18 protein-coding genes are annotated in these 16,602 nt (G+C 63.2%); 3 read left to right on the forward strand and 15 right to left on the reverse strand.

Annotated features, from left to right (window positions below; genetic code table 11):
- Positions 1 to 19 precede the first annotated feature (19 nt).
- The 3 genes from rfbD to GGD40_RS08960 form a co-directional block, all read right to left on the reverse strand.
- A complete protein-coding gene (gene rfbD, locus GGD40_RS08950; protein ID WP_179743412.1) occupies positions 20 to 961 on the reverse strand; it encodes a dTDP-4-dehydrorhamnose reductase in 942 nt (313 codons plus the stop codon).
- Positions 954 to 2,006: a dTDP-glucose 4,6-dehydratase gene (gene rfbB, locus GGD40_RS08955; protein WP_179743413.1), complete on the reverse strand. Its 1,053-nt coding sequence runs from the start codon at positions 2,004 to 2,006 to the stop codon at positions 954 to 956. The genes rfbD and rfbB overlap by 8 nt, the downstream gene beginning before the upstream one ends.
- A gap of 462 nt (positions 2,007 to 2,468) precedes the next feature.
- Positions 2,469 to 3,380, reverse strand: a complete 912-nt coding sequence (locus GGD40_RS08960; protein ID WP_179744911.1) for a GDP-mannose 4,6-dehydratase — start codon at positions 3,378 to 3,380, stop codon at positions 2,469 to 2,471.
- A 225-nt stretch (positions 3,381 to 3,605) separates the two neighbouring features.
- On the opposite strand from GGD40_RS08960, the gene GGD40_RS08965 reads away from it, so the two are divergent.
- Positions 3,606 to 4,484 carry a symmetrical bis(5'-nucleosyl)-tetraphosphatase gene (locus GGD40_RS08965; RefSeq protein WP_179743414.1) on the forward strand — a complete coding sequence of 293 codons (879 nt, stop codon included), beginning with the start codon at positions 3,606 to 3,608 and terminating at the stop codon, positions 4,482 to 4,484.
- Here GGD40_RS08965 and GGD40_RS08970 read toward each other — a convergent pair.
- The 8 genes from GGD40_RS08970 to GGD40_RS09005 all read right to left on the reverse strand — a co-directional run bounded on the left by GGD40_RS08970 (position 4,481) and on the right by GGD40_RS09005 (position 11,333).
- The gene (locus GGD40_RS08970) at positions 4,481 to 5,257 is read right to left on the reverse strand and encodes a lysophospholipid acyltransferase family protein (protein ID WP_179743415.1); all 777 of its coding nucleotides are present in this window, start codon (positions 5,255 to 5,257) and stop codon (positions 4,481 to 4,483) included. The two genes, GGD40_RS08965 and GGD40_RS08970, sit on opposite strands and share 4 nt — an antisense overlap.
- 36 nt (positions 5,258 to 5,293) lie before the next feature.
- Positions 5,294 to 6,574 carry a dihydroorotase gene (locus GGD40_RS08975; RefSeq protein ID WP_179706553.1) on the reverse strand — a complete coding sequence of 427 codons (1,281 nt, stop codon included), beginning with the start codon at positions 6,572 to 6,574 and terminating at the stop codon, positions 5,294 to 5,296.
- A gap of 12 nt (positions 6,575 to 6,586) precedes the next feature.
- Positions 6,587 to 7,612 (reverse strand): aspartate carbamoyltransferase catalytic subunit, encoded by a 1,026-nt coding sequence (locus GGD40_RS08980; RefSeq protein ID WP_179706555.1) that lies wholly within the window; start codon positions 7,610 to 7,612, stop codon positions 6,587 to 6,589.
- Positions 7,613 to 7,834: 222 nt separating this feature from the next.
- The gene (gene pyrR, locus GGD40_RS08985) at positions 7,835 to 8,389 is read right to left on the reverse strand and encodes a bifunctional pyr operon transcriptional regulator/uracil phosphoribosyltransferase PyrR (RefSeq protein ID WP_179706556.1); all 555 of its coding nucleotides are present in this window, start codon (positions 8,387 to 8,389) and stop codon (positions 7,835 to 7,837) included.
- The gene (gene ruvX, locus GGD40_RS08990) at positions 8,376 to 8,816 is read right to left on the reverse strand and encodes a Holliday junction resolvase RuvX (protein ID WP_035552701.1); all 441 of its coding nucleotides are present in this window, start codon (positions 8,814 to 8,816) and stop codon (positions 8,376 to 8,378) included. Before ruvX ends, pyrR begins: the two co-directional genes overlap by 14 nt.
- A complete protein-coding gene (locus GGD40_RS08995; protein ID WP_179706557.1) occupies positions 8,813 to 9,391 on the reverse strand; it encodes a YqgE/AlgH family protein in 579 nt (192 codons plus the stop codon). Before GGD40_RS08995 ends, ruvX begins: the two co-directional genes overlap by 4 nt.
- A gap of 195 nt (positions 9,392 to 9,586) precedes the next feature.
- Complete coding sequence (locus tag GGD40_RS09000; RefSeq protein ID WP_179743416.1) at positions 9,587 to 11,008, reverse strand: hypothetical protein; 1,422 nt, start codon at positions 11,006 to 11,008, stop codon at positions 9,587 to 9,589.
- Positions 11,009 to 11,162: 154 nt separating this feature from the next.
- Complete coding sequence (locus tag GGD40_RS09005; RefSeq protein WP_013338354.1) at positions 11,163 to 11,333, reverse strand: rubredoxin; 171 nt, start codon at positions 11,331 to 11,333, stop codon at positions 11,163 to 11,165.
- A gap of 291 nt (positions 11,334 to 11,624) precedes the next feature.
- Here GGD40_RS09005 and GGD40_RS09010 point away from each other — a divergent pair, with 291 nt between their 5' ends.
- Positions 11,625 to 12,485, forward strand: coding sequence for a hydroxymethylpyrimidine/phosphomethylpyrimidine kinase (locus GGD40_RS09010; protein ID WP_179706559.1), 861 nt, complete (start codon positions 11,625 to 11,627; stop codon positions 12,483 to 12,485).
- A gap of 252 nt (positions 12,486 to 12,737) precedes the next feature.
- Here GGD40_RS09010 and groL read toward each other — a convergent pair whose 3' ends face one another.
- From groL to GGD40_RS36660, 3 genes are all read right to left on the reverse strand, one after another.
- Positions 12,738 to 14,378 (reverse strand): chaperonin GroEL, encoded by a 1,641-nt coding sequence (gene groL, locus GGD40_RS09015; RefSeq protein WP_179706560.1) that lies wholly within the window; start codon positions 14,376 to 14,378, stop codon positions 12,738 to 12,740.
- A gap of 61 nt (positions 14,379 to 14,439) precedes the next feature.
- Positions 14,440 to 14,730, reverse strand: coding sequence for a co-chaperone GroES (gene groES, locus GGD40_RS09020; RefSeq protein WP_007178996.1), 291 nt, complete (start codon positions 14,728 to 14,730; stop codon positions 14,440 to 14,442).
- Positions 14,731 to 15,151: 421 nt separating this feature from the next.
- Positions 15,152 to 15,355 (reverse strand): FCD domain-containing protein, encoded by a 204-nt coding sequence (locus tag GGD40_RS36660; protein WP_218900848.1) that lies wholly within the window; start codon positions 15,353 to 15,355, stop codon positions 15,152 to 15,154.
- 46 nt (positions 15,356 to 15,401) lie between these two features.
- Between GGD40_RS36660 and GGD40_RS09025 the strand changes: the two genes are divergently transcribed.
- Positions 15,402 to 15,830: a hypothetical protein gene (locus tag GGD40_RS09025; protein ID WP_373565270.1), complete on the forward strand. Its 429-nt coding sequence runs from the start codon at positions 15,402 to 15,404 to the stop codon at positions 15,828 to 15,830.
- 114 nt (positions 15,831 to 15,944) lie between these two features.
- On the opposite strand, the gene GGD40_RS09030 is transcribed toward GGD40_RS09025, so the two are convergent.
- The gene (locus GGD40_RS09030) at positions 15,945 to 16,565 is read right to left on the reverse strand and encodes a TetR/AcrR family transcriptional regulator (protein ID WP_051980587.1); all 621 of its coding nucleotides are present in this window, start codon (positions 16,563 to 16,565) and stop codon (positions 15,945 to 15,947) included.
- Between the last annotated feature and the right edge of the window lie 37 nt (positions 16,566 to 16,602).

The raw sequence follows: 16,602 nt of genomic DNA on the forward strand, positions 1-16,602 counted from the left end.
CAAATATTCAAGCGCACAATCAGCCAAGCAACCGCTGCCCCTCGACAAGCTGGGCAAGCACGCGGTTGACGCCTTCACGCCAGTCGGGCAGTTCGATGTGCAACGCCGAGCGCAGTTTCGAAGTATCGAGTCGCGAATTCAAAGGGCGGGCTGCGACACTGCCGTATTGCGCGGCCGTGATCGGATGCACATCGTCCGGTGCAACAGCAAGCTGAACACCGGCACTGCCAAGCGTTTCCACAATATGGCGCGCGTACCCGTGCCAGCTGGTTTCACCCTGTGCCGCGACGTGGTATACCCCGTACGGCATCGGAGCAGCGGCATGCAGATACCCATGAGCGGCGAGCGCCGTGACGTCTGCCAACAGGGCTGCCGGTGTGGGCGCGCCGATTTGATCGGCGACCACCGACAACGACGTGCGAGTCCGCGCGGCTCGTGCAACCGACTTAAGAAAGTTGCCGCCTTGCAAACCGAAGACCCAGCTCGCCCGGAAAATATAGTGCGCCGCGCACGCACCGCTCACCGACGACTCACCGTCCAGCTTCGAGCGGCCATAGACGGAGAGCGGCAACGCGGTGTCGTCTTCGGTGTAGGGCGTTGACTTGGCCCCGTCGAACACATAGTCCGTCGAATAGTGAACCATAAGTCCACCGAGAGACTTCATCTCTGCCGCCAAGACACCGGGTGCGACAGCATTGACCACATGCGCCAGCTCGGCGTCGGTCTCCGCGGCATCCACAGCGGTATAGCCGCCGGCGTTGACGACCACACGCGGCCTCACCGAACGCATCAGCGCGATGATCTGTTCCGCGGATGTCAGGTCGCAGGCCTCCCGACCCACCGCTACAACACGGCCCAACAACGATAGGCTGCGCCGCAGTTCAAGCCCAACCTGCCCGTGTGCGCCGACGATCAGAATCGTGTCAAGTTCGCCGCGCGCTCGCGCGTCACCTTCACGCATAGTGCTGGCCTACCCACTTCCGATACTCCCCCGAGGTGACGTCGTCCACCCAAGGCTGATTATCAAGGTACCACTGCACGGTCTTCCTGAGGCCGGTCTCGAACGTCTCAGCCGGCTTCCAGCCCAGCTCGCGCTCGAGCTTGCGTGCGTCGATGGCATAACGTCGGTCGTGACCGGGGCGATCCTTGATGAAGGTCATCTGATCACGATACGAACCGTCGGCTTTGGGCTTGAGGTCGTCGAGCAGGTCACACAAGGTGTGCACGACGTCGAGATTCGTTTTTTCGTTCCAGCCGCCAACGTTGTAAACCTCGCCCGGCTTACCGGATTCGAGAACGCGGCGAATCGCCGAACAATGATCCGTCACATACAGCCAGTCGCGCACATTCTGCCCGTCGCCGTAGATCGGCAACGACTTGCCTGCCAGCGCATTGGTGATCATTAGCGGAATGAGTTTTTCCGGGAAATGATAGGGGCCGTAGTTGTTCGAGCAATTGGTGGTAAGCGTCGGCAGCCCGTACGTATGGTGGTAAGCACGCACCAAATGGTCGGACGCGGCTTTGGTCGCCGAGTAGGGGCTGTTGGGCGCGTACGGAGTCGTTTCGGAAAACTGCGGGTCCTGCGGACCGAGCGAACCGAACACTTCGTCTGTGGATACGGCAAGAAAGCGAAACACGGCTTTCTCCGCCTCCGGCAACGTGGTCCAGTATGCGCGAGCGGCTTCTAGCAGCGTGAACGTGCCCACGACATTCGTCTGCACAAAGTCGGCCGGGCCGTCGATCGATCGGTCGACGTGACTCTCGGCAGCGAAGTGAACCACAGCGCGCGGCCGATACTCGGCAAACAGTTTGTCCAGCGCGGCACGATCGCAAATATCGACTTGCGCGAATGTATGCTTCTCATTTCCTTGAAGCGACTTGAGCGTAGAAAGATTGCCCGCGTACGTGAGTTTATCCACGTTGAGTACGGATTCGTCACCTACACTCAGCCAGTCAAGTACGAAATTCGCGCCAATGAAGCCGGCGCCGCCCGTTACGAGAATCATACAAATCCTTAAGGTATATTCATGCGCCGCAGCTAGGCAGCAGCGCCCCGCCCCGCTTTTCCGCTAACCGCCGCAGCGGTCGGCACTCTCAATAGCAAATCGACGTCACCAACTTGAGTTGGGACGGACGTGCATTTCTGTCCGCGTCGGGCCGAGGGCACCGCTGCTGGATACGTCCTTGACGCGTGGGGCGCTAGAATTATATGACACCAAGCCCCTAAAACAACGATTGCATACAACTTGATACATCGAATGGATGCTAAAAGGGTCGCGGGCCAACAAGGGCCGCGCCACCTTGCATACGTCAAATGTAGCGGGTCAAACACCCACCCAGGTTGGCCCGCCTGCACGCGCCATCAAGGCCCGACTGCGACGGCCCGCGACCCGGAGATGTGTCAAATTTCGTCCGTCGCCGCGCCGCAAAACAGGCATCCGACGACAACTTCCGCCGCCTCGCGCCGCTCAGGCCGCCAGCATCCAGCGCAGCGTCTCCATGAATGGAATCGACTCAACCGCCGGCGCCAGCGAACGCAGCTTCGCCGGCGAGCCGGCCAGCATCTTGACGTCGGTTTGCCGCACAAAGGCGGGATTGATCTGAATCTCGAGCTCGTGACCGGTCAGCTCGCTCGCCGCGCCCAGGATCTCGCGCAACGTGTACGGCGTACCGGTGCAGACATTGACCGTCTCGGACGTCACGTCGGAAGCGAGCAGCGCCTCATACGCCCCCGCCACATACCGCACATCCGAAAAATCACGCGCCACATCGATATTGCCCAGCTCGATCCGCGGTTCGCGGCGCGCGAAATGGTCAACGATCTTCGGCACGAGGAAGTTCGACGTCTGCCCACGCCCCGTGTAGTTGAACGGCCGCGCGATCAGGATCGGCAGGCGGTCGAACCAGGTGCGCACCATGGTTTCCATCGCCGCCTTGCTGGCCGCGTAATGATTGACCGGCGTGACCGGGAAACTTTCGTCGATCGCGTCGCTGGTCACATTGCCGTAGACGTTCGCACTGCTCGCAATCAACAGCTTGCGCGGCGTATGACCGACCGCCGCGCAAGCCTCCAGCAGATTCAGCGTGCCGATCACGTTGACGCGGTAAAAGTCGAGCGGATCGTTATGCCCGACGAAGCTGATCGCCGCCAGATGGACGATATAGTCGGGCCGCGCGATCTCGATCACGCGCCGGCACGCGTCCGGCGACGTGATGTCGAGGTGTAGGCGCGTAGGCGTTTCCTGCGCGTCGCGTGCACCGACCGTTTCGATCACGGTGTGGCCGCGACCCAGCAGTTTCTCGACCAGATAGCGGCCGGTAAAGCCGCTCGCACCGGTCACGAGCGTGCGGATGGCTGGCTGCGGCTGAAACGGCGACATGCTTGCTGTGTTCACGAGGGACGTCCTGTTGTATTGCAATATCGCGGGCAGCTTGCGGCGTGCGGGCGGGCGGCGGGCAGCGCGCCTTGCGCCACCGGCCTCGGGGGCCGTGCGGTGCGATATTCGTGCATCAAACGGGCTATTATGTCACGCTAGCATGTTGCACTGCTCAACGCGGCACGACTCCTGCGTCACCGCGTGGTTCGAACCGTACTCACTTCCTCGATGACACCCGCCACCACGCTTTCCTCCACCTCCCACCCCCCTCTCGCACCGCTCGCGTTCGGCGATCTGCAAGGCTGTCGCAAGCCGTTCCAGCAACTGTTGGCCAAGGCCGCGCCGCCGGCCGGCACGCCGCTGTGGTTCGCGGGCGACCTGATCAATCGCGGCGCTGAATCGCTCGCCACGCTGCGCGACATCATCGCGCTCGGCGAACTCGCGGTGCCGGTGCTGGGCAATCACGATCTGCATCTGCTGTCGGTATCGGCGGGGATCCGCAAGTTGAAGAAGGGCGACACGATCGCCGAGATTCTCGCCGCGCCGGACGCCGACGACCTGCTCGAATGGGTCCGCCACCGCCCGCTCGCGCACTTCGAGCACGGCATGCTGATGGTACATGCGGGCGTCCTGCCGCAATGGGACGCGAACCTGACGATGGAACTCGCCGACGAGCTGCAGCGGGCGCTGCGCGCGTCGAACTGGAAGGAAACGCTGGCGGGCCTGTACGGCAACGAGCCGAATCGCTGGACACCGGGTCTGAAGGGCATCGAGCGACTGCGTCTCACATGCAGCACGTTGACGCGCATCCGTTTCTGCAACGCCGAAGGCGTAATGGATTTCAGCAGCAGCGGCGCGCTGAGCGCGGCGCCGCCGGGTTGCATGCCGTGGTTCGACGTACCGTCGCGCAAAACTGCGAATGTGACCGTGGTGTTCGGCCATTGGGCCGCGCTCGGTTTGACCGTGCGCGATAACCTGGTTGGACTCGACTCGGGTTGCGTCTGGGGTGAAAAGCTCTCGGCCGTGCGGCTGACGCAAAACCCCGCGGAACGCACGCTGACCCAGGTCGACTGCGAGAGTTGCCGCGTGCCGGGCGGCGGCAACTAGGAGAGTTCTTCCGCAGCCACCGCGCCGACCGTCGCCGTGCCGCCCTGCATGGCCTGCAACGCCGCCGCGATCGCCCCTTCCGCTTGTGCGGCCAGCGTGCGCCGGTCCACGCCCGGCGCAATCGCCGCGCCGACAACCACATGCGCGGTCAACGGGCCGCCGCGCAACAGCAGATTCAGCGAATCGGCCAGCGAGAGATCGTCGATATAAGCCGGCGAGGTGGATTGCCGGCCCTGCGCGTCCTCGTACATGATGCACAGCGGCTGCACCGGCGCCGCGGCCGACACGGCCGCCTGAAACATATTCGCGTGGAACGGCAGCAGCGCGAGTCCGTTCGACGTCGTGCCTTCGGGAAACACGCACATCAGTTCGCCCGCGCTCAGACGCTCGGCCAGTTCATGCATGATCCGCTTCGCATCGCTGCGCTTCTCGCGCTGAATGAACACGGTGCCGAGCTGCTGCGCGAGCCAGCCGACCACCGGCCATTGCCGGATTTCCGCCTTCGAAACAAACGGCGTCGGCCGCCACGCATTGATCACGTAGATGTCGATCCACGAGATGTGATTGGCAACCACCAGCGCGCCGCGGTCGAGCCTTGCTGCGTCGTTATGCACGACGAGCTTCATGCCGCACAAACGCAGCATTTTCAGCGACCACTGGCGATTCAGCGCCTCGCGCGTAGCAGCGTCGGCTTTGGGGAAACGTGTCGCCACGGTCCACATGCCGTGCAGCAGATGCGCGACGAGACGGGCCTTGCGTAACGCGAGCTTCATGTCGGAGCTTTCCGTAACTGGGCGATGCCGCGGATATTAGCGCTGTTCGAACGCGACGTGACCGGCCACGACCGTCGCGCGCACGCGCGCCGGCAGTTCGTAGCCGAGGAACGGCGTGTTGTGCCCCTGGCTCTTCAACGCACGCGGCTCGACGCGCCAGTACGCGTGACGATCGAACACGCACAGGTCGGCCACGCCACCCACGACGAGGCGGCCGGCGTCCTGCAATTCCAGCACGTCGGCGGGCGCTGTGGTGATGCGGTTCAGTGCCTTGGCAAGCGGCACACCGGCTTCGTCGGCCCATTTCACCGTCAGCGACAGGAACAGCTCCAGGCCGGTTGCCCCCGGCGTGGCTTCGGCGAACGGCAGCAGCTTTTCGTCGTCGTCGACCGGCGTGTGATCGGAGCAGATCGCGTCGATGGTGCCGTCGACCAGGCCCGCGCGAATCGCTTCGCGATCGCGCTGCTGACGCAGCGGCGGATCGAGACGGAACTGCGCGTCGAAATAGCCGATGTCGAGATCGATCAGATGCACGTGATTGACGGTGACGTCGCACGACACCGGCAGGCCTTCGGCCTTGGCCGCGCGCATCAGTTCGATGCCCGCCGCCGACGACACATGCGACAGATGCACCCGCGCGCCAGTCACGCGCACCAGTTCGAAGATCGTATGCAGCGCGATGGTTTCAGCCGACACCGGCACGCCCGACAAACCCATTCGCGATGCCAGCGCGCCGCTGGCGGCCACGCCGCCCTTGCCGAGATACGCATCCACCGGACGCAGCCACACGGTGTAGCCGTAGGTCCTCGCGTATTGCAGCGCGCGCATCAGCACCTGGGTGTCGACCACCGGCACATCGGCCTGCGAAAAACCAATGCAGCCCGCTTCGGTCAACTCGACCATCTCGGTGATGACCTGGCCTTTGAGGCCGACCGTCAACGCGCCGAGCGGATACACATGCGCCTGGTTCAGATTGCGCGCGCGGAACTTGAGCATCTCGACGAGGCCGGGTTCGTCGAGCGTCGGATCGGTGTCCGGCGGACACACGAGGCTCGTCACGCCGCCGGCGAGCGCTGCGGCCATTTCGGATTCGAGCGTCGCTTTGTGTTCGAAGCCCGGCTCGCGCAGACGCGCGGACAGGTCGACCAGACCCGGCGCGATATGCAAGCCCTTCGCGTCGATCGTTTTCGCTGCGTGAAAATCGGCCGGTGCGTGACCGATCGCGACGATCTTGCCCGCTGCAATAAAAACGTCCTGCTGCTGTTCGGTGCCCGCTACCGGATCGATCAGCGTGCCGCCTTGAATATGAATCTTCATGCGCTGCCTTTTTTAATCGTGATTACCCGCGACGATGCCCATCACCGCCATCCGCACCGCGATACCGAACGTCACCTGGTTCAGAATCACCGATTGCGGACCGTCGGCCACCTGCGAATCGATTTCCACGCCACGGTTCATCGGCCCCGGGTGCATCACGATCGCGTCGGGCGCGGCGAGCGCGAGGCGCTCCGGCGTGAGCCCCCAGCTCTTGAAGTACTCCTGCGCCGACGGCAGCAGCGCGCCGCTCATCCGCTCGTTTTGCAGGCGCAGCATGATGATCACGTCGACGTCTTTCAGGCCTTCGTCGAGGTTGTGGAACACCCGCACGCCCATCTGTTCGAGACCGCCCGGCAGCAGCGTGCGCGGACCGATCGCGCGCACTTCCGGCACGCCGAGCGTGGTCAGCGCGTGAATATCCGAGCGCGCGACCCGCGAATGCAGAATGTCGCCGACAATCGCCACGCGCAGCTTGGTGAAATCTTTCTTGTAGTGGCGGATCGTGTACATGTCGAGCAGACCCTGGGTCGGGTGTGCGTGACGGCCGTCGCCGGCATTGATCACGTGCACGTGCGGCGCGCAATGCTGGGCGATCAGGTACGGCGCGCCGCTCGACGCATGACGCACGACGAACATATCCGCATGCATCGCCGACAGGTTGTTGATCGTGTCGAGCAGCGACTCGCCCTTGCTGGTGGACGACGCGTTGATGTTCAGATTCAGCACGTCCGCCGAGAGCCGCGTGGCGGCGATTTCGAAGGTGGTGCGGGTACGGGTCGAGTTCTCGAAGAACAGGTTGAACACCGACTTGCCGCGCAACAGCGGCACCTTCTTCACTTCACGATCGGTGACGCTGACGAATTGGTCGGCGGTATCGAGAATGTGATTGACGATCGCCTTCGGCAAACCCTCGATCGACAACAGATGTTTGAGCTCGCCGTTTTTCGTGAGCTGCGGGTTGCCCTTCAGGAAGCCATAACGGAAGCGCTCGGTGGCGCTGTCGGCGGAATCCTTGGGGGCCTGGGGGGCGGTGTTCATGGTGTACCTGCTTCAAATACGGGCTTCAACGTGATCGATGTCGATGCGGACTGCGTGTGACGATGCCACGCCGGGTTGCTTCGCGTGCGCTGCGGCTGCGGCGGCCGAGGCTGCTGCGGTGCCGGCTTGGAAACCTGTGTTGCGAGGGCGTGGAATGGCTCGATGCGTCGCGCCCATTGCGATGCGTGCGACGCGCGTTGGCGCCCTATCGCGGCGCCCCGTTCAATCGACGCGTGCTTCGGTGTGGAACGTGAAACGTGGGCTGCCTGCTTCAGCGTTCGCGCCGCCACTGGCGTCGCGAGCCAGCACGAGCGTTGCATCCGCCGGCACCTCCACCACGCCGCCGACGAAACGCGCCGCAACCGGCAACTCGCGTCCGCCGCGATCGGCGAGCACCGCCAGTTCGACCGATGCCGGCCGACCATAGTCGTACAGCTCGTTCAACGCCGCGCGAATCGTGCGGCCGGTGTACAGCACGTCGTCGACCAGCACGATCCGGCGGCCGTCGACGGAGAACGGCAGCGAGGTCGGGCTCGCCTGCGAATGCAGGCCTTTCTTCGCGTAGTCGTCGCGATGCAGCGCGACGTTCACCACGCCGAAGCTCGCCAGGTTCAGATCGCGCGCGAGCCGTTCGGCAAGCCACGCGCCGCCGCTATGAATGCCGGCCAGCACCGCGCCTTCGGCGCCGTCCTGACCCGCGCCAAGCTGGTCGCCGTACACCGCGCGAATCTGGTCGAGCAACGCGCGATAAAGCGCTTCGGCGTCAATGGAACTCATGATCGTCGGACAGTCCGTCTAGATATTGCTGGAGGATGATGCTGGCGGCTTCGGCGTCGAGCATGTCGGCGCGGCCGTTGCCGGCGCGAATTTCCGCCTTCGCCTCGACCGACGAATAGCGTTCGTCGATCCACGTGACGGGCAGATTGAAGCGGCCGTTCAGTTGATTGCCGAAGCGCTTCGCGAGTTGGGTCATTTCGTGCGGCGTGCCGTCCGGGTGCATCGGCAAGCCGACGACCAGCGCGTCCGGTTTCCACTCGGCGATCAGCTTGCCGACCGCTTCGAAGCGATATTCGCGACTGCGGTTCTGCACGATCACGAGCGGCCGCGCGCTACGCGTCAGCGAATTGCCGACCGCCACGCCGATGCGTTTTTCACCGTAGTCGAACGCAAGCAGCGTCGCCTCACGTCCGGCCGCCAGGCTCATGCGTGACCCGCTTCGCCCGACAGCATCGACAGATTGATGCCGAGCAGCGCGAGCGCCGCTTCGAGACGTTCTTCGGCGGGTACGTCGAAAATGATTTTGGGGTCGGCCTCGACCGTTAGCCAGCCGTTCTTCGAGATCTCTTCTTCGAGCTGGCCCGCAGCCCAGCCGGCGTGGCCGAGCGTGAGCAGGAAACGTTCCGGACCCGTGCCGCTCGCGACCGCTTCGAGCACGTCTTTCGACGTGGTCATTTCGAGGCCGCCCGGCACCGACATGGACGACGTATACGGATCGCCCTCTTTTGGGTCGTGCAGCACGAAGCCGCGCTCGGTTTGCACCGGGCCGCCGAAATACACGGGTACATGGAGGAGAGGTTCGATCTCGAGTTTGAGATCGATGCGACTGAAGAGCGCTTGCAGGTCGATATCGGTCGGCCGGTTGATCACGAGGCCGAGCGCGCCGCGCTCACTGTGATCGCAAAGGTAGACCACCGTTCCTGAAAACGTCGGATCGGCCATGTTCGGCATGGCGATCAGGAACTGGTTGGTCAGATTGATGCGATCGGTACTCTTGGACATAGTTCGGATTTTAGCAAAGACGATGCAGGATGGCGGGCTTTGAGCGTGGGACTGCGATGTGTGCCGCGAGCCATCGACGGCGAATCAGGTTGCACTCTATCACGCACGCGCGCGTGTGCCATGGCGTAGGGTGCGCGGCGTTTCGCACGAACGTGTTTATGTGCTCGCGGGCCGCGCTATTGCTATGGGCAAATCTTATTCGCCGCCCTGCTCGATCGCGCGCGTCAACGCGGCAAGGCCGGCCAGCGCAACGCCACCACTGGCTGGCGCAACACCCGCAGCCACCTTGTGCAGCGTCGCACGCAACGCTTCGGCGCTTTGCTCCAACGTACTCGCCGCCGGCGCACCGACGATCACGTGCGCGCGCACCGCAGGCGTCGCGACTGCGGCGTGCGCGCGACGCCGCCACGCGAGCCCCAACGCATCGGCCAGCAGCGTCACATGACCGAGGCCCAGCGCGCACGCCGCGGCGCCGAGGCGGTAAGCGGCGTCGCCGGCTTGCAGCGCTTCGCTCGGATCGGCTTTCTCGGGCTGGTCGGCCGCGCGGGCATGCTCGGTCAATGCGGCGATCGACGCATCCGCGGTCTGCAGGAAATCTTCGTACGCGTGCGAGTTGACCGCCAGCACGCCCAGCTCGCGCGTCAGCATGCCGCGCGCCGCGTTGAGCGATTGCGCCTGCACGGCGCCCGCCTCCCACAGCATTTCCGATGCCTGGGTGCCCGCGACGTGCCAGTCGACGGTCAAGCCGTAGTCGTGCAGCACTTCGACCTGATCGGCGTCTTCGGCGGCGGCGCCGAACAGGGCGTAGTCACGCCACAGTAACGCCAGCGTGGCCCGCACCAGCGAGCGCGGCGCGCGCAGGATACCGCGTGCATGATCGGCCAGCGCGAGATTGCAGCGGGCGTAGAAACGCCGCGCATCGACTTCGCCGGTTGCCCGGCCGCCGACCCGCAACGCTTTCGCGCAAGCCTTGGCGAGCCGCCAGAAATCGTAGGGGTCAGGACCGGCGAGTTCGGTGAGCACGGCGTCCAGTTCGTCGAGCGCCGCGTTGGTGAGTGCCCGCGCGGCCGCGCTGCCCGTGTCGGGCTGCGCGCGCAGCACCGGCAGCAGCGCGCGTTCATAACGCGCCCGCAAATGGGCCAGTTGATCGGCGGACTGTGCGTGCATCGACACCGGCGGCACCGGACGCGCGGTCAGCGCAAGATCTTCGAAGACGACGGTGGAACCGGGCGTGTGCTCGGACAAATGCGCGCACACCGCGCGATAGTGATTGAAGAGTGCTGGTGAGCAGGACAGTTCGCGCAGATTGTGGCGTTCGAGCGCCGCGCGGAAATCACGCAATGCCGCGCCGAACACCGCACGCGCATTATCGGCGCCGGACGGATCGTCTTCCGAGAGCGGCGACAGCCGCACGAGGGCGTCAGCGAAACGCTGCGCGCTCAGCCAACCGGCCGCGCGCAACGCGTGCGACGCACGCAGCAGCGCCGACGTGCTCTCGGTATGTTGTTCGAACGCCAGCAGTGCTTCGGCCAGCGCAAGCTCAGCGGGACGGACCGCGCCACCGCGTGGATTCGGCAAGGCGTCGAAGGAAACGGGTGCGGCGGGTCGTGAAGTCATGAGCGGGCGACAGGAAGCTGACGGGCCGCCGCTTCGCGCCGCACGCTGACTGCTCGGCTAGCGCGCGAACCGGTGACAGGACAATGACAGATTACCGCTGCGGCAGGACACCCACGGCGCGCTCGATGACCTTGCGCGCCGCCGGATCGCAACCTCAGATCTGGACCATCTCGAAGTCTTCCTTGCGCGCGCCACATTCCGGGCAAGTCCAGTTAATGGGAACGTCCGCCCAGCGGGTGCCCGGCGCAATGCCTTCGTCCGGCAAGCCGGCTTCTTCGTCGTAAATCCAGCCGCAAATCAGGCACATCCAGCTTTGATATTCCATTCTTGTGTCGCGCAGTAGAGTCCGTGGAAACGGGAGCCATGATGGTACCGTGTTGCCGCCCCAATGCCTAGCAATCAGAAGCGCGCAAGCGTAGCGCGCGGCAGCCTTTGCTTATGCCGTTTGCGTCGGCTCAAGAAGGCTGTAGCGGCGGCTTGCCGCACCGGTGCTGGCGCTTACACACGACCACGCACGCGGGCGTGCGAAAAAACGCCCCCGCGACGGTTTAGGCCGCATAATTGAGCCAATAGCGCACGGTCCGCGCCCAAATTTAGCTCCTTTTTGCAAATTTTCATGCCCAGCGACACACCTCCGATCGTCCTCACCTTCGGCCTCTCCGATCCCACCGGCGGCTCCGGCCTGCAGGCCGACCTGATGACCCTTGCCAGCATGGGCTGCCATGGCGTCTCCGTGCTCACGGGCTACACCGTGCGCGACTCGGCCAGTTGCGACGAAGTCACCGGACTCGACCCTGAAGTCGTCGCGACTCAAGCGCGGATGCTGCTGGAAGACATGCCGATCGCGGCATTCAAGGTCGGCGCCTGCACGCGTGCGGAAGTGGTGAGCGCGATTGCCGAAGTGGTTGCCGACTACGACGACATTCCGCTGATTCTCGCCCCCGACTTCACGCTCGACGACGAGCACGTGCTCGCCGCCGACGAACTGCGCGAAGCGATCGCCGACCTGCTCGCGCCGCAAACCACGCTGCTGGTTGCGGACGCCACCACGCTGCTCGCGCTGGCCCAGCCCGACGGCGACGCTGAAGCGCCAACCTTGGACGCGGCGATCTCGCATCTGCTGTCGCAAGGCTGCGAATACATTCTGTCGACGGAAACCGGCACGCACCGGCACGTGAATACGCTGTTCAGCGAAGACGGCCAGTTGCGCCAGGACACGTGGGACCGCGGCAGCCATCGGATCATGGGTTTGACGGACACGCTGGGCGCGGCAATCGCCGCGTTGCTGGCCAACGGGCAAGACCCCGCCGAGGCGGTGCGCGAGGCGCAGGAGTATCTGTATCAGGCGGTGCGCAATGCGTTCCGGCCGGGCATGGGCGCGTATCTGCCGGATCGTTTCTTCTGGGCGCGCAGCAGCGACGATGAAACGCCGCCGACCGCCGGCAAAGGTGCAACGCCGGGTGAAGCACGGCATTGAACGCTGGCGTGAGGCGCTGGCGTTTATCGCTGTCGAGATGCGTCAGCCACGGTAGCGCACTGTGCAATCACTAGAAGAAGCCCACATTCGTGCGGGCTTCTTCTTTTTCCGCACGAATCGCGCTGACATTCAACACCCTCGCCCCAAAAGCAAAAACCCGCATTTCTGCGGGTTTTTGCTTTTGGGAAGCTCGCCTCGCAGCGTGCCTCCCCATGTGTTTCCAACCGAGCCTCTGACGAGGCCCAATCGAAATTACATGTCCATGCCCATACCGCCCATGCCGCCGGGCATACCGCCGCCCATCGGAGCATCTTCCTTCGGCAGTTCGCAAACAGCTGCGTCGGTCGTCAGCAGGAGACCTGCCACCGATGCTGCGTTTTGCAGAGCCGTGCGCGTGACCTTCGTCGGGTCCACGACACCTGCGTCAACCAGGTCGACGTACTCGCCGGTTGCTGCGTTGTAGCCGTAGTTGCCCGTACCGGCTGCCACTGCTGCCACCACGACGCTGGCTTCTTCGCCACCGTTCGTGACGATCTGACGCAGCGGTTCTTCCATCGCGCGCAGCACGATCTTGATACCTGCGTCCTGATCGGCGTTAGCGCCCTTCAGACCGGCGATAGCCGTACGTGCGCGGATCAGCGCGACGCCGCCACCAGCCACGATGCCTTCTTCCACAGCTGCGCGCGTTGCGTGCAGTGCGTCTTCGACACGTGCCTTCTTTTCCTTCATTTCGATTTCGGTCGCAGCGCCAACCTTGATCACTGCAACGCCGCCTGCCAGCTTGGCAACGCGTTCTTGCAGCTTTTCACGGTCGTAGTCCGACGTTGCTTCTTCGATTTGCGTGCGAACCTGCTTCACGCGCGCTTCGATCGTTGCACCTTCGCCAGCGCCGTCGATGATCGTGGTGTTTTCCTTACCCACTTCGATGCGCTTCGCCTGACCCAGTTCAGCCAGCGTTGCCTTTTCGAGCGTCAGGCCGGTTTCTTCAGCGATAACTTGACCGCCGGTCAGGATCGCGATGTCTTCCAGCATGGCCTTACGGCGATCGCCGAAGCCCGGTGCCTTCACAGCAACCGTCTTCAGGATGCCGCGGATGTTGTTGACCACCAGCGTTGCCAGTGCTTCGCCTTCGACGTCTTCTGCGATGATCAGCAGCGGACGGCCAGCCTTGGCGACTTGTTCCAGTACCGGCAGCAGGTCACGAATGTTCGAGACCTTCTTGTCGTGCAGCAGCACGAACGGGTTGTCCAGAACGGCGACTTGCTTGTCCGGGTTGTTGATGAAGTACGGCGACAGATAGCCGCGGTCGAACTGCATACCTTCGACAACGTCCAGCTCGTCTTGCAGCGACTTGCCGTCTTCAACCGTGATCACGCCTTCCTTGCCGACCTTGTCCATTGCTTCAGCGATACGATCGCCGATCGACGAGTCGCTGTTAGCCGAAATCGAACCGACTTGCGCGATTTCTTTGTTCGTCGTGCACGGCTTGCTGATCTTGCGCAGTTCTTCGATTGCAGCCGTGACAGCCTTGTCGATACCGCGCTTCAGGTCCATCGGGTTCATGCCCGATGCAACGTACTTCATGCCTTCGCGGACGATCGACTGAGCCAGAACCGTTGCGGTCGTGGTGCCGTCACCTGCGTTGTCGCTGGTCTTGGAAGCCACTTCCTTGACCATTTGCGCGCCCATGTTCTGGAGCTTGTCTTTCAGTTCGATCTCTTTCGCGACCGAGACACCATCTTTCGTGACCGTCGGGCCGCCGAAGCTGCGTTCCAGGACCACATTGCGGCCCTTCGGACCCAGCGTGACCTTCACAGCGTTCGCGAGGATGTTCACGCCTTCAACCATCTTGGCACGGGCGGAATCACCGAATACGACGTCTTTAGCTGCCATCTTCTAACTCCTTGAATTCTTTGGGATATGACTTATGACCGGGAAAAGTAGCGACCAGCGCTTACTTCTGCACCACGGCCATGATGTCTTCTTCGCGCATCACGAGCAGTTCGTTGCCGTCGACCTTGACGGTCTGGCCTGCGTACTTGCCGAACAGGACGCGGTCGCCGACCTTCACGTCGAGCGCGATTTGTGCGCCCTTGTCGTCACGCTTGCCCGGGCCGACTGCCAGAATTTCGCCTTGATCCGGCTTTTCTGCTGCGGCTTCGGGGATCACGATGCCCGACGCAGTCTTGGTTTCTTGATCCAGACGTTTGACGATCACGCGATCATGCAAAGGACGAAGGTTCATACATACTCCTCTCTTGATTGAGACTGAAGAACGCTGAGAAAACCCGGCTGGCGGAGCCAACCGGCGATGTTGTTAGCACTCTCGTGCAGCGAGTGCTAATTATATGGACGGGTGGTGACAAATTCAAGAAGGGATGGGATGTCGAGCTTCACTTAAGTTTGAACCTTGCTCACTCAAGTTCGGACCCGCGACGGGCGTCCGGGACCGCGACGTCACAAATTCACTTTGACAAACAGTGACTTAGCCTCTGAACGGCTGCGCCGTGGAGCCGCGCACGCCAGTCGCACCCGGGGGCATCTCCAGCAAAAACGCTCGTGTAAACCGGGAGATCGGCATTCGGCTAAGGGTAAACCTCGAAATAGATCACGCTCCTCGCTCACGCTCGGGGCGAGGAAATCTTCGACGTCGCGTCCGCGCCGCCTCAGCCGCCCTCGATCCAGCGCGTGCCCGACGCCTTGAGATGGCTGCGAATCGCCGACTGGGCGGCTAGCGGATCACGGTCTTCGAGCGCGCGATAAATCGCCTCGTGCTCCACCAGCGCCGCCGCCCAGGTCTGGCTCGTCTCCGCGTGTCTGCTAAGGCGCGCTGAGATCGGGCTATGCCGCTCGTCGAACAGTTCGGCCATCGAGAGGCAACCACGCTTGCAGGTGCCCTGCGCCCATGCGTCGATCGTGCTGACCGACGATCTGAAGCATGTCGAGCAACTCAAACTATTTTTGCTGAACCTCGGACACACGTTCCTCGCCGAACGCTGGCTGCTCGATGCCCGGCCGCAAGACGAGACGGTCTACCACGCCATGCAGGACCCCGCGCTACGCAATGAACTCGAGGCGGTCTGGATGGACGAGGTGATACCGGTGTTCGAGGCGCAGGGAAAGCGGGAGGATGCGCTTGCGTATCTGGACGAGGTGCGCGACCGCTTCATGAATCCGTTTCTCCATCACAGGATTGCCGACATCGCGCAGAACCATGGCCAGAAAAAACAACGGCGAATCGTGCCCCTGCTGGAGCTGGCTACATCGCTCGCGGCTGGCAGGGGGACCTGGATTCCGCAGGCGCGGTTAAGGTTGGCGACGAAAACGGGCTCGGCACAGGGCTAGTCGAGACGGTTTTGCCGATGCCGTTGACGAGCAGCATGAACATGACTTCCAGATCCTGCTGCGGCACTACCGTTGCGTCCATCTGTTTCAACGCAGCCCCGTCGACTTGAAGCCTCAAAGAAACGGCTCGAGCGCGTTCGCCGCCACGAAGATGGCTAGCGTCTGATTGATGTGGGAGCGGATCTCTCCACGCAAGGCTTCCAGATCCTGTCCTAGCATGGCCCGCATCATGAGCGGCGCCACGATGGCATCCAGCATCTGAGTTGCCAGAATCCGCGCATTGCGCTTGACTGCCGCCCGGGTTCGCGCGTCGCGGGGCTGCCCCGAATGCTCCGTAATCACGGCCGTGACCGCTTCGATCGAGCGCAAGCGGCCTCGTTCGTGCGCCAACTGAGCAAGCAATGGGAATCTCGGCGCATCCGCCACGACCATTCTGATCAGTCCAATCACCTCGTCACTCAACAGACGCGTCACCAGCGCCCGGGTGGCATACGTTAGCCGTTCCAGCAACGAATCGAATTGGGGTGACTCCTGGATGATCCGCATGCTGCGTTCCACGCTTCGTCTCACCACGTCGGCGAAAAGCGCTTCCTTCCCCGCGTAGCGGCTGTAAACCGTGGCCTTGCTGGCGGACGCCTTCTCGGCAATCCGCTCCAACGATGCCCCGGCAAAACCATACTCGAGAAACATCGAAGTCGCGGCATCGAGAATCCGCTCTTCGACCTCGCCCGCCATCGACGCGGACGGGCGCCCTTTTCGTAGAGATGGGCGC

Origin of the sequence: Paraburkholderia bryophila, assembly GCF_013409255.1 — a bacterium.
In the GTDB taxonomy this organism is placed as follows: Bacteria; Pseudomonadota; Gammaproteobacteria; order Burkholderiales; family Burkholderiaceae; genus Paraburkholderia.

Bases quoted from the DNA above. Each gene is read 5' to 3' on its own strand.
- rfbD (WP_179743412.1), bottom strand. From the start codon at position 961: ATGCGTGAAGGTGACGCGCGAGCGCGCGGCGAACTTGACACGATTCTG.
- rfbB (WP_179743413.1), bottom strand. From the start codon at position 2,006: ATGATTCTCGTAACGGGCGGCGCCGGCTTCATTGGCGCGAATTTCGTA.
- GGD40_RS08960 (WP_179744911.1), bottom strand. From the start codon at position 3,380: ATGTCGCCGTTTCAGCCGCAGCCAGCCATCCGCACGCTCGTGACCGGT.
- GGD40_RS08965 (WP_179743414.1), top strand. From the start codon at position 3,606: ATGACACCCGCCACCACGCTTTCCTCCACCTCCCACCCCCCTCTCGCA.
- GGD40_RS08970 (WP_179743415.1), bottom strand. From the start codon at position 5,257: ATGAAGCTCGCGTTACGCAAGGCCCGTCTCGTCGCGCATCTGCTGCAC.
- GGD40_RS08975 (WP_179706553.1), bottom strand. From the start codon at position 6,574: ATGAAGATTCATATTCAAGGCGGCACGCTGATCGATCCGGTAGCGGGC.
- GGD40_RS08980 (WP_179706555.1), bottom strand. From the start codon at position 7,612: ATGAACACCGCCCCCCAGGCCCCCAAGGATTCCGCCGACAGCGCCACC.
- pyrR (WP_179706556.1), bottom strand. From the start codon at position 8,389: ATGAGTTCCATTGACGCCGAAGCGCTTTATCGCGCGTTGCTCGACCAG.
- ruvX (WP_035552701.1), bottom strand. From the start codon at position 8,816: ATGAGCCTGGCGGCCGGACGTGAGGCGACGCTGCTTGCGTTCGACTAC.
- GGD40_RS08995 (WP_179706557.1), bottom strand. From the start codon at position 9,391: ATGTCCAAGAGTACCGATCGCATCAATCTGACCAACCAGTTCCTGATC.
- GGD40_RS09000 (WP_179743416.1), bottom strand. From the start codon at position 11,008: ATGACTTCACGACCCGCCGCACCCGTTTCCTTCGACGCCTTGCCGAAT.
- GGD40_RS09005 (WP_013338354.1), bottom strand. From the start codon at position 11,333: ATGGAATATCAAAGCTGGATGTGCCTGATTTGCGGCTGGATTTACGAC.
- GGD40_RS09010 (WP_179706559.1), top strand. From the start codon at position 11,625: ATGCCCAGCGACACACCTCCGATCGTCCTCACCTTCGGCCTCTCCGAT.
- groL (WP_179706560.1), bottom strand. From the start codon at position 14,378: ATGGCAGCTAAAGACGTCGTATTCGGTGATTCCGCCCGTGCCAAGATG.
- groES (WP_007178996.1), bottom strand. From the start codon at position 14,730: ATGAACCTTCGTCCTTTGCATGATCGCGTGATCGTCAAACGTCTGGAT.
- GGD40_RS36660 (WP_218900848.1), bottom strand. From the start codon at position 15,355: ATGGCCGAACTGTTCGACGAGCGGCATAGCCCGATCTCAGCGCGCCTT.
- GGD40_RS09030 (WP_051980587.1), bottom strand. From the start codon at position 16,565: ATGGCGGGCGAGGTCGAAGAGCGGATTCTCGATGCCGCGACTTCGATG.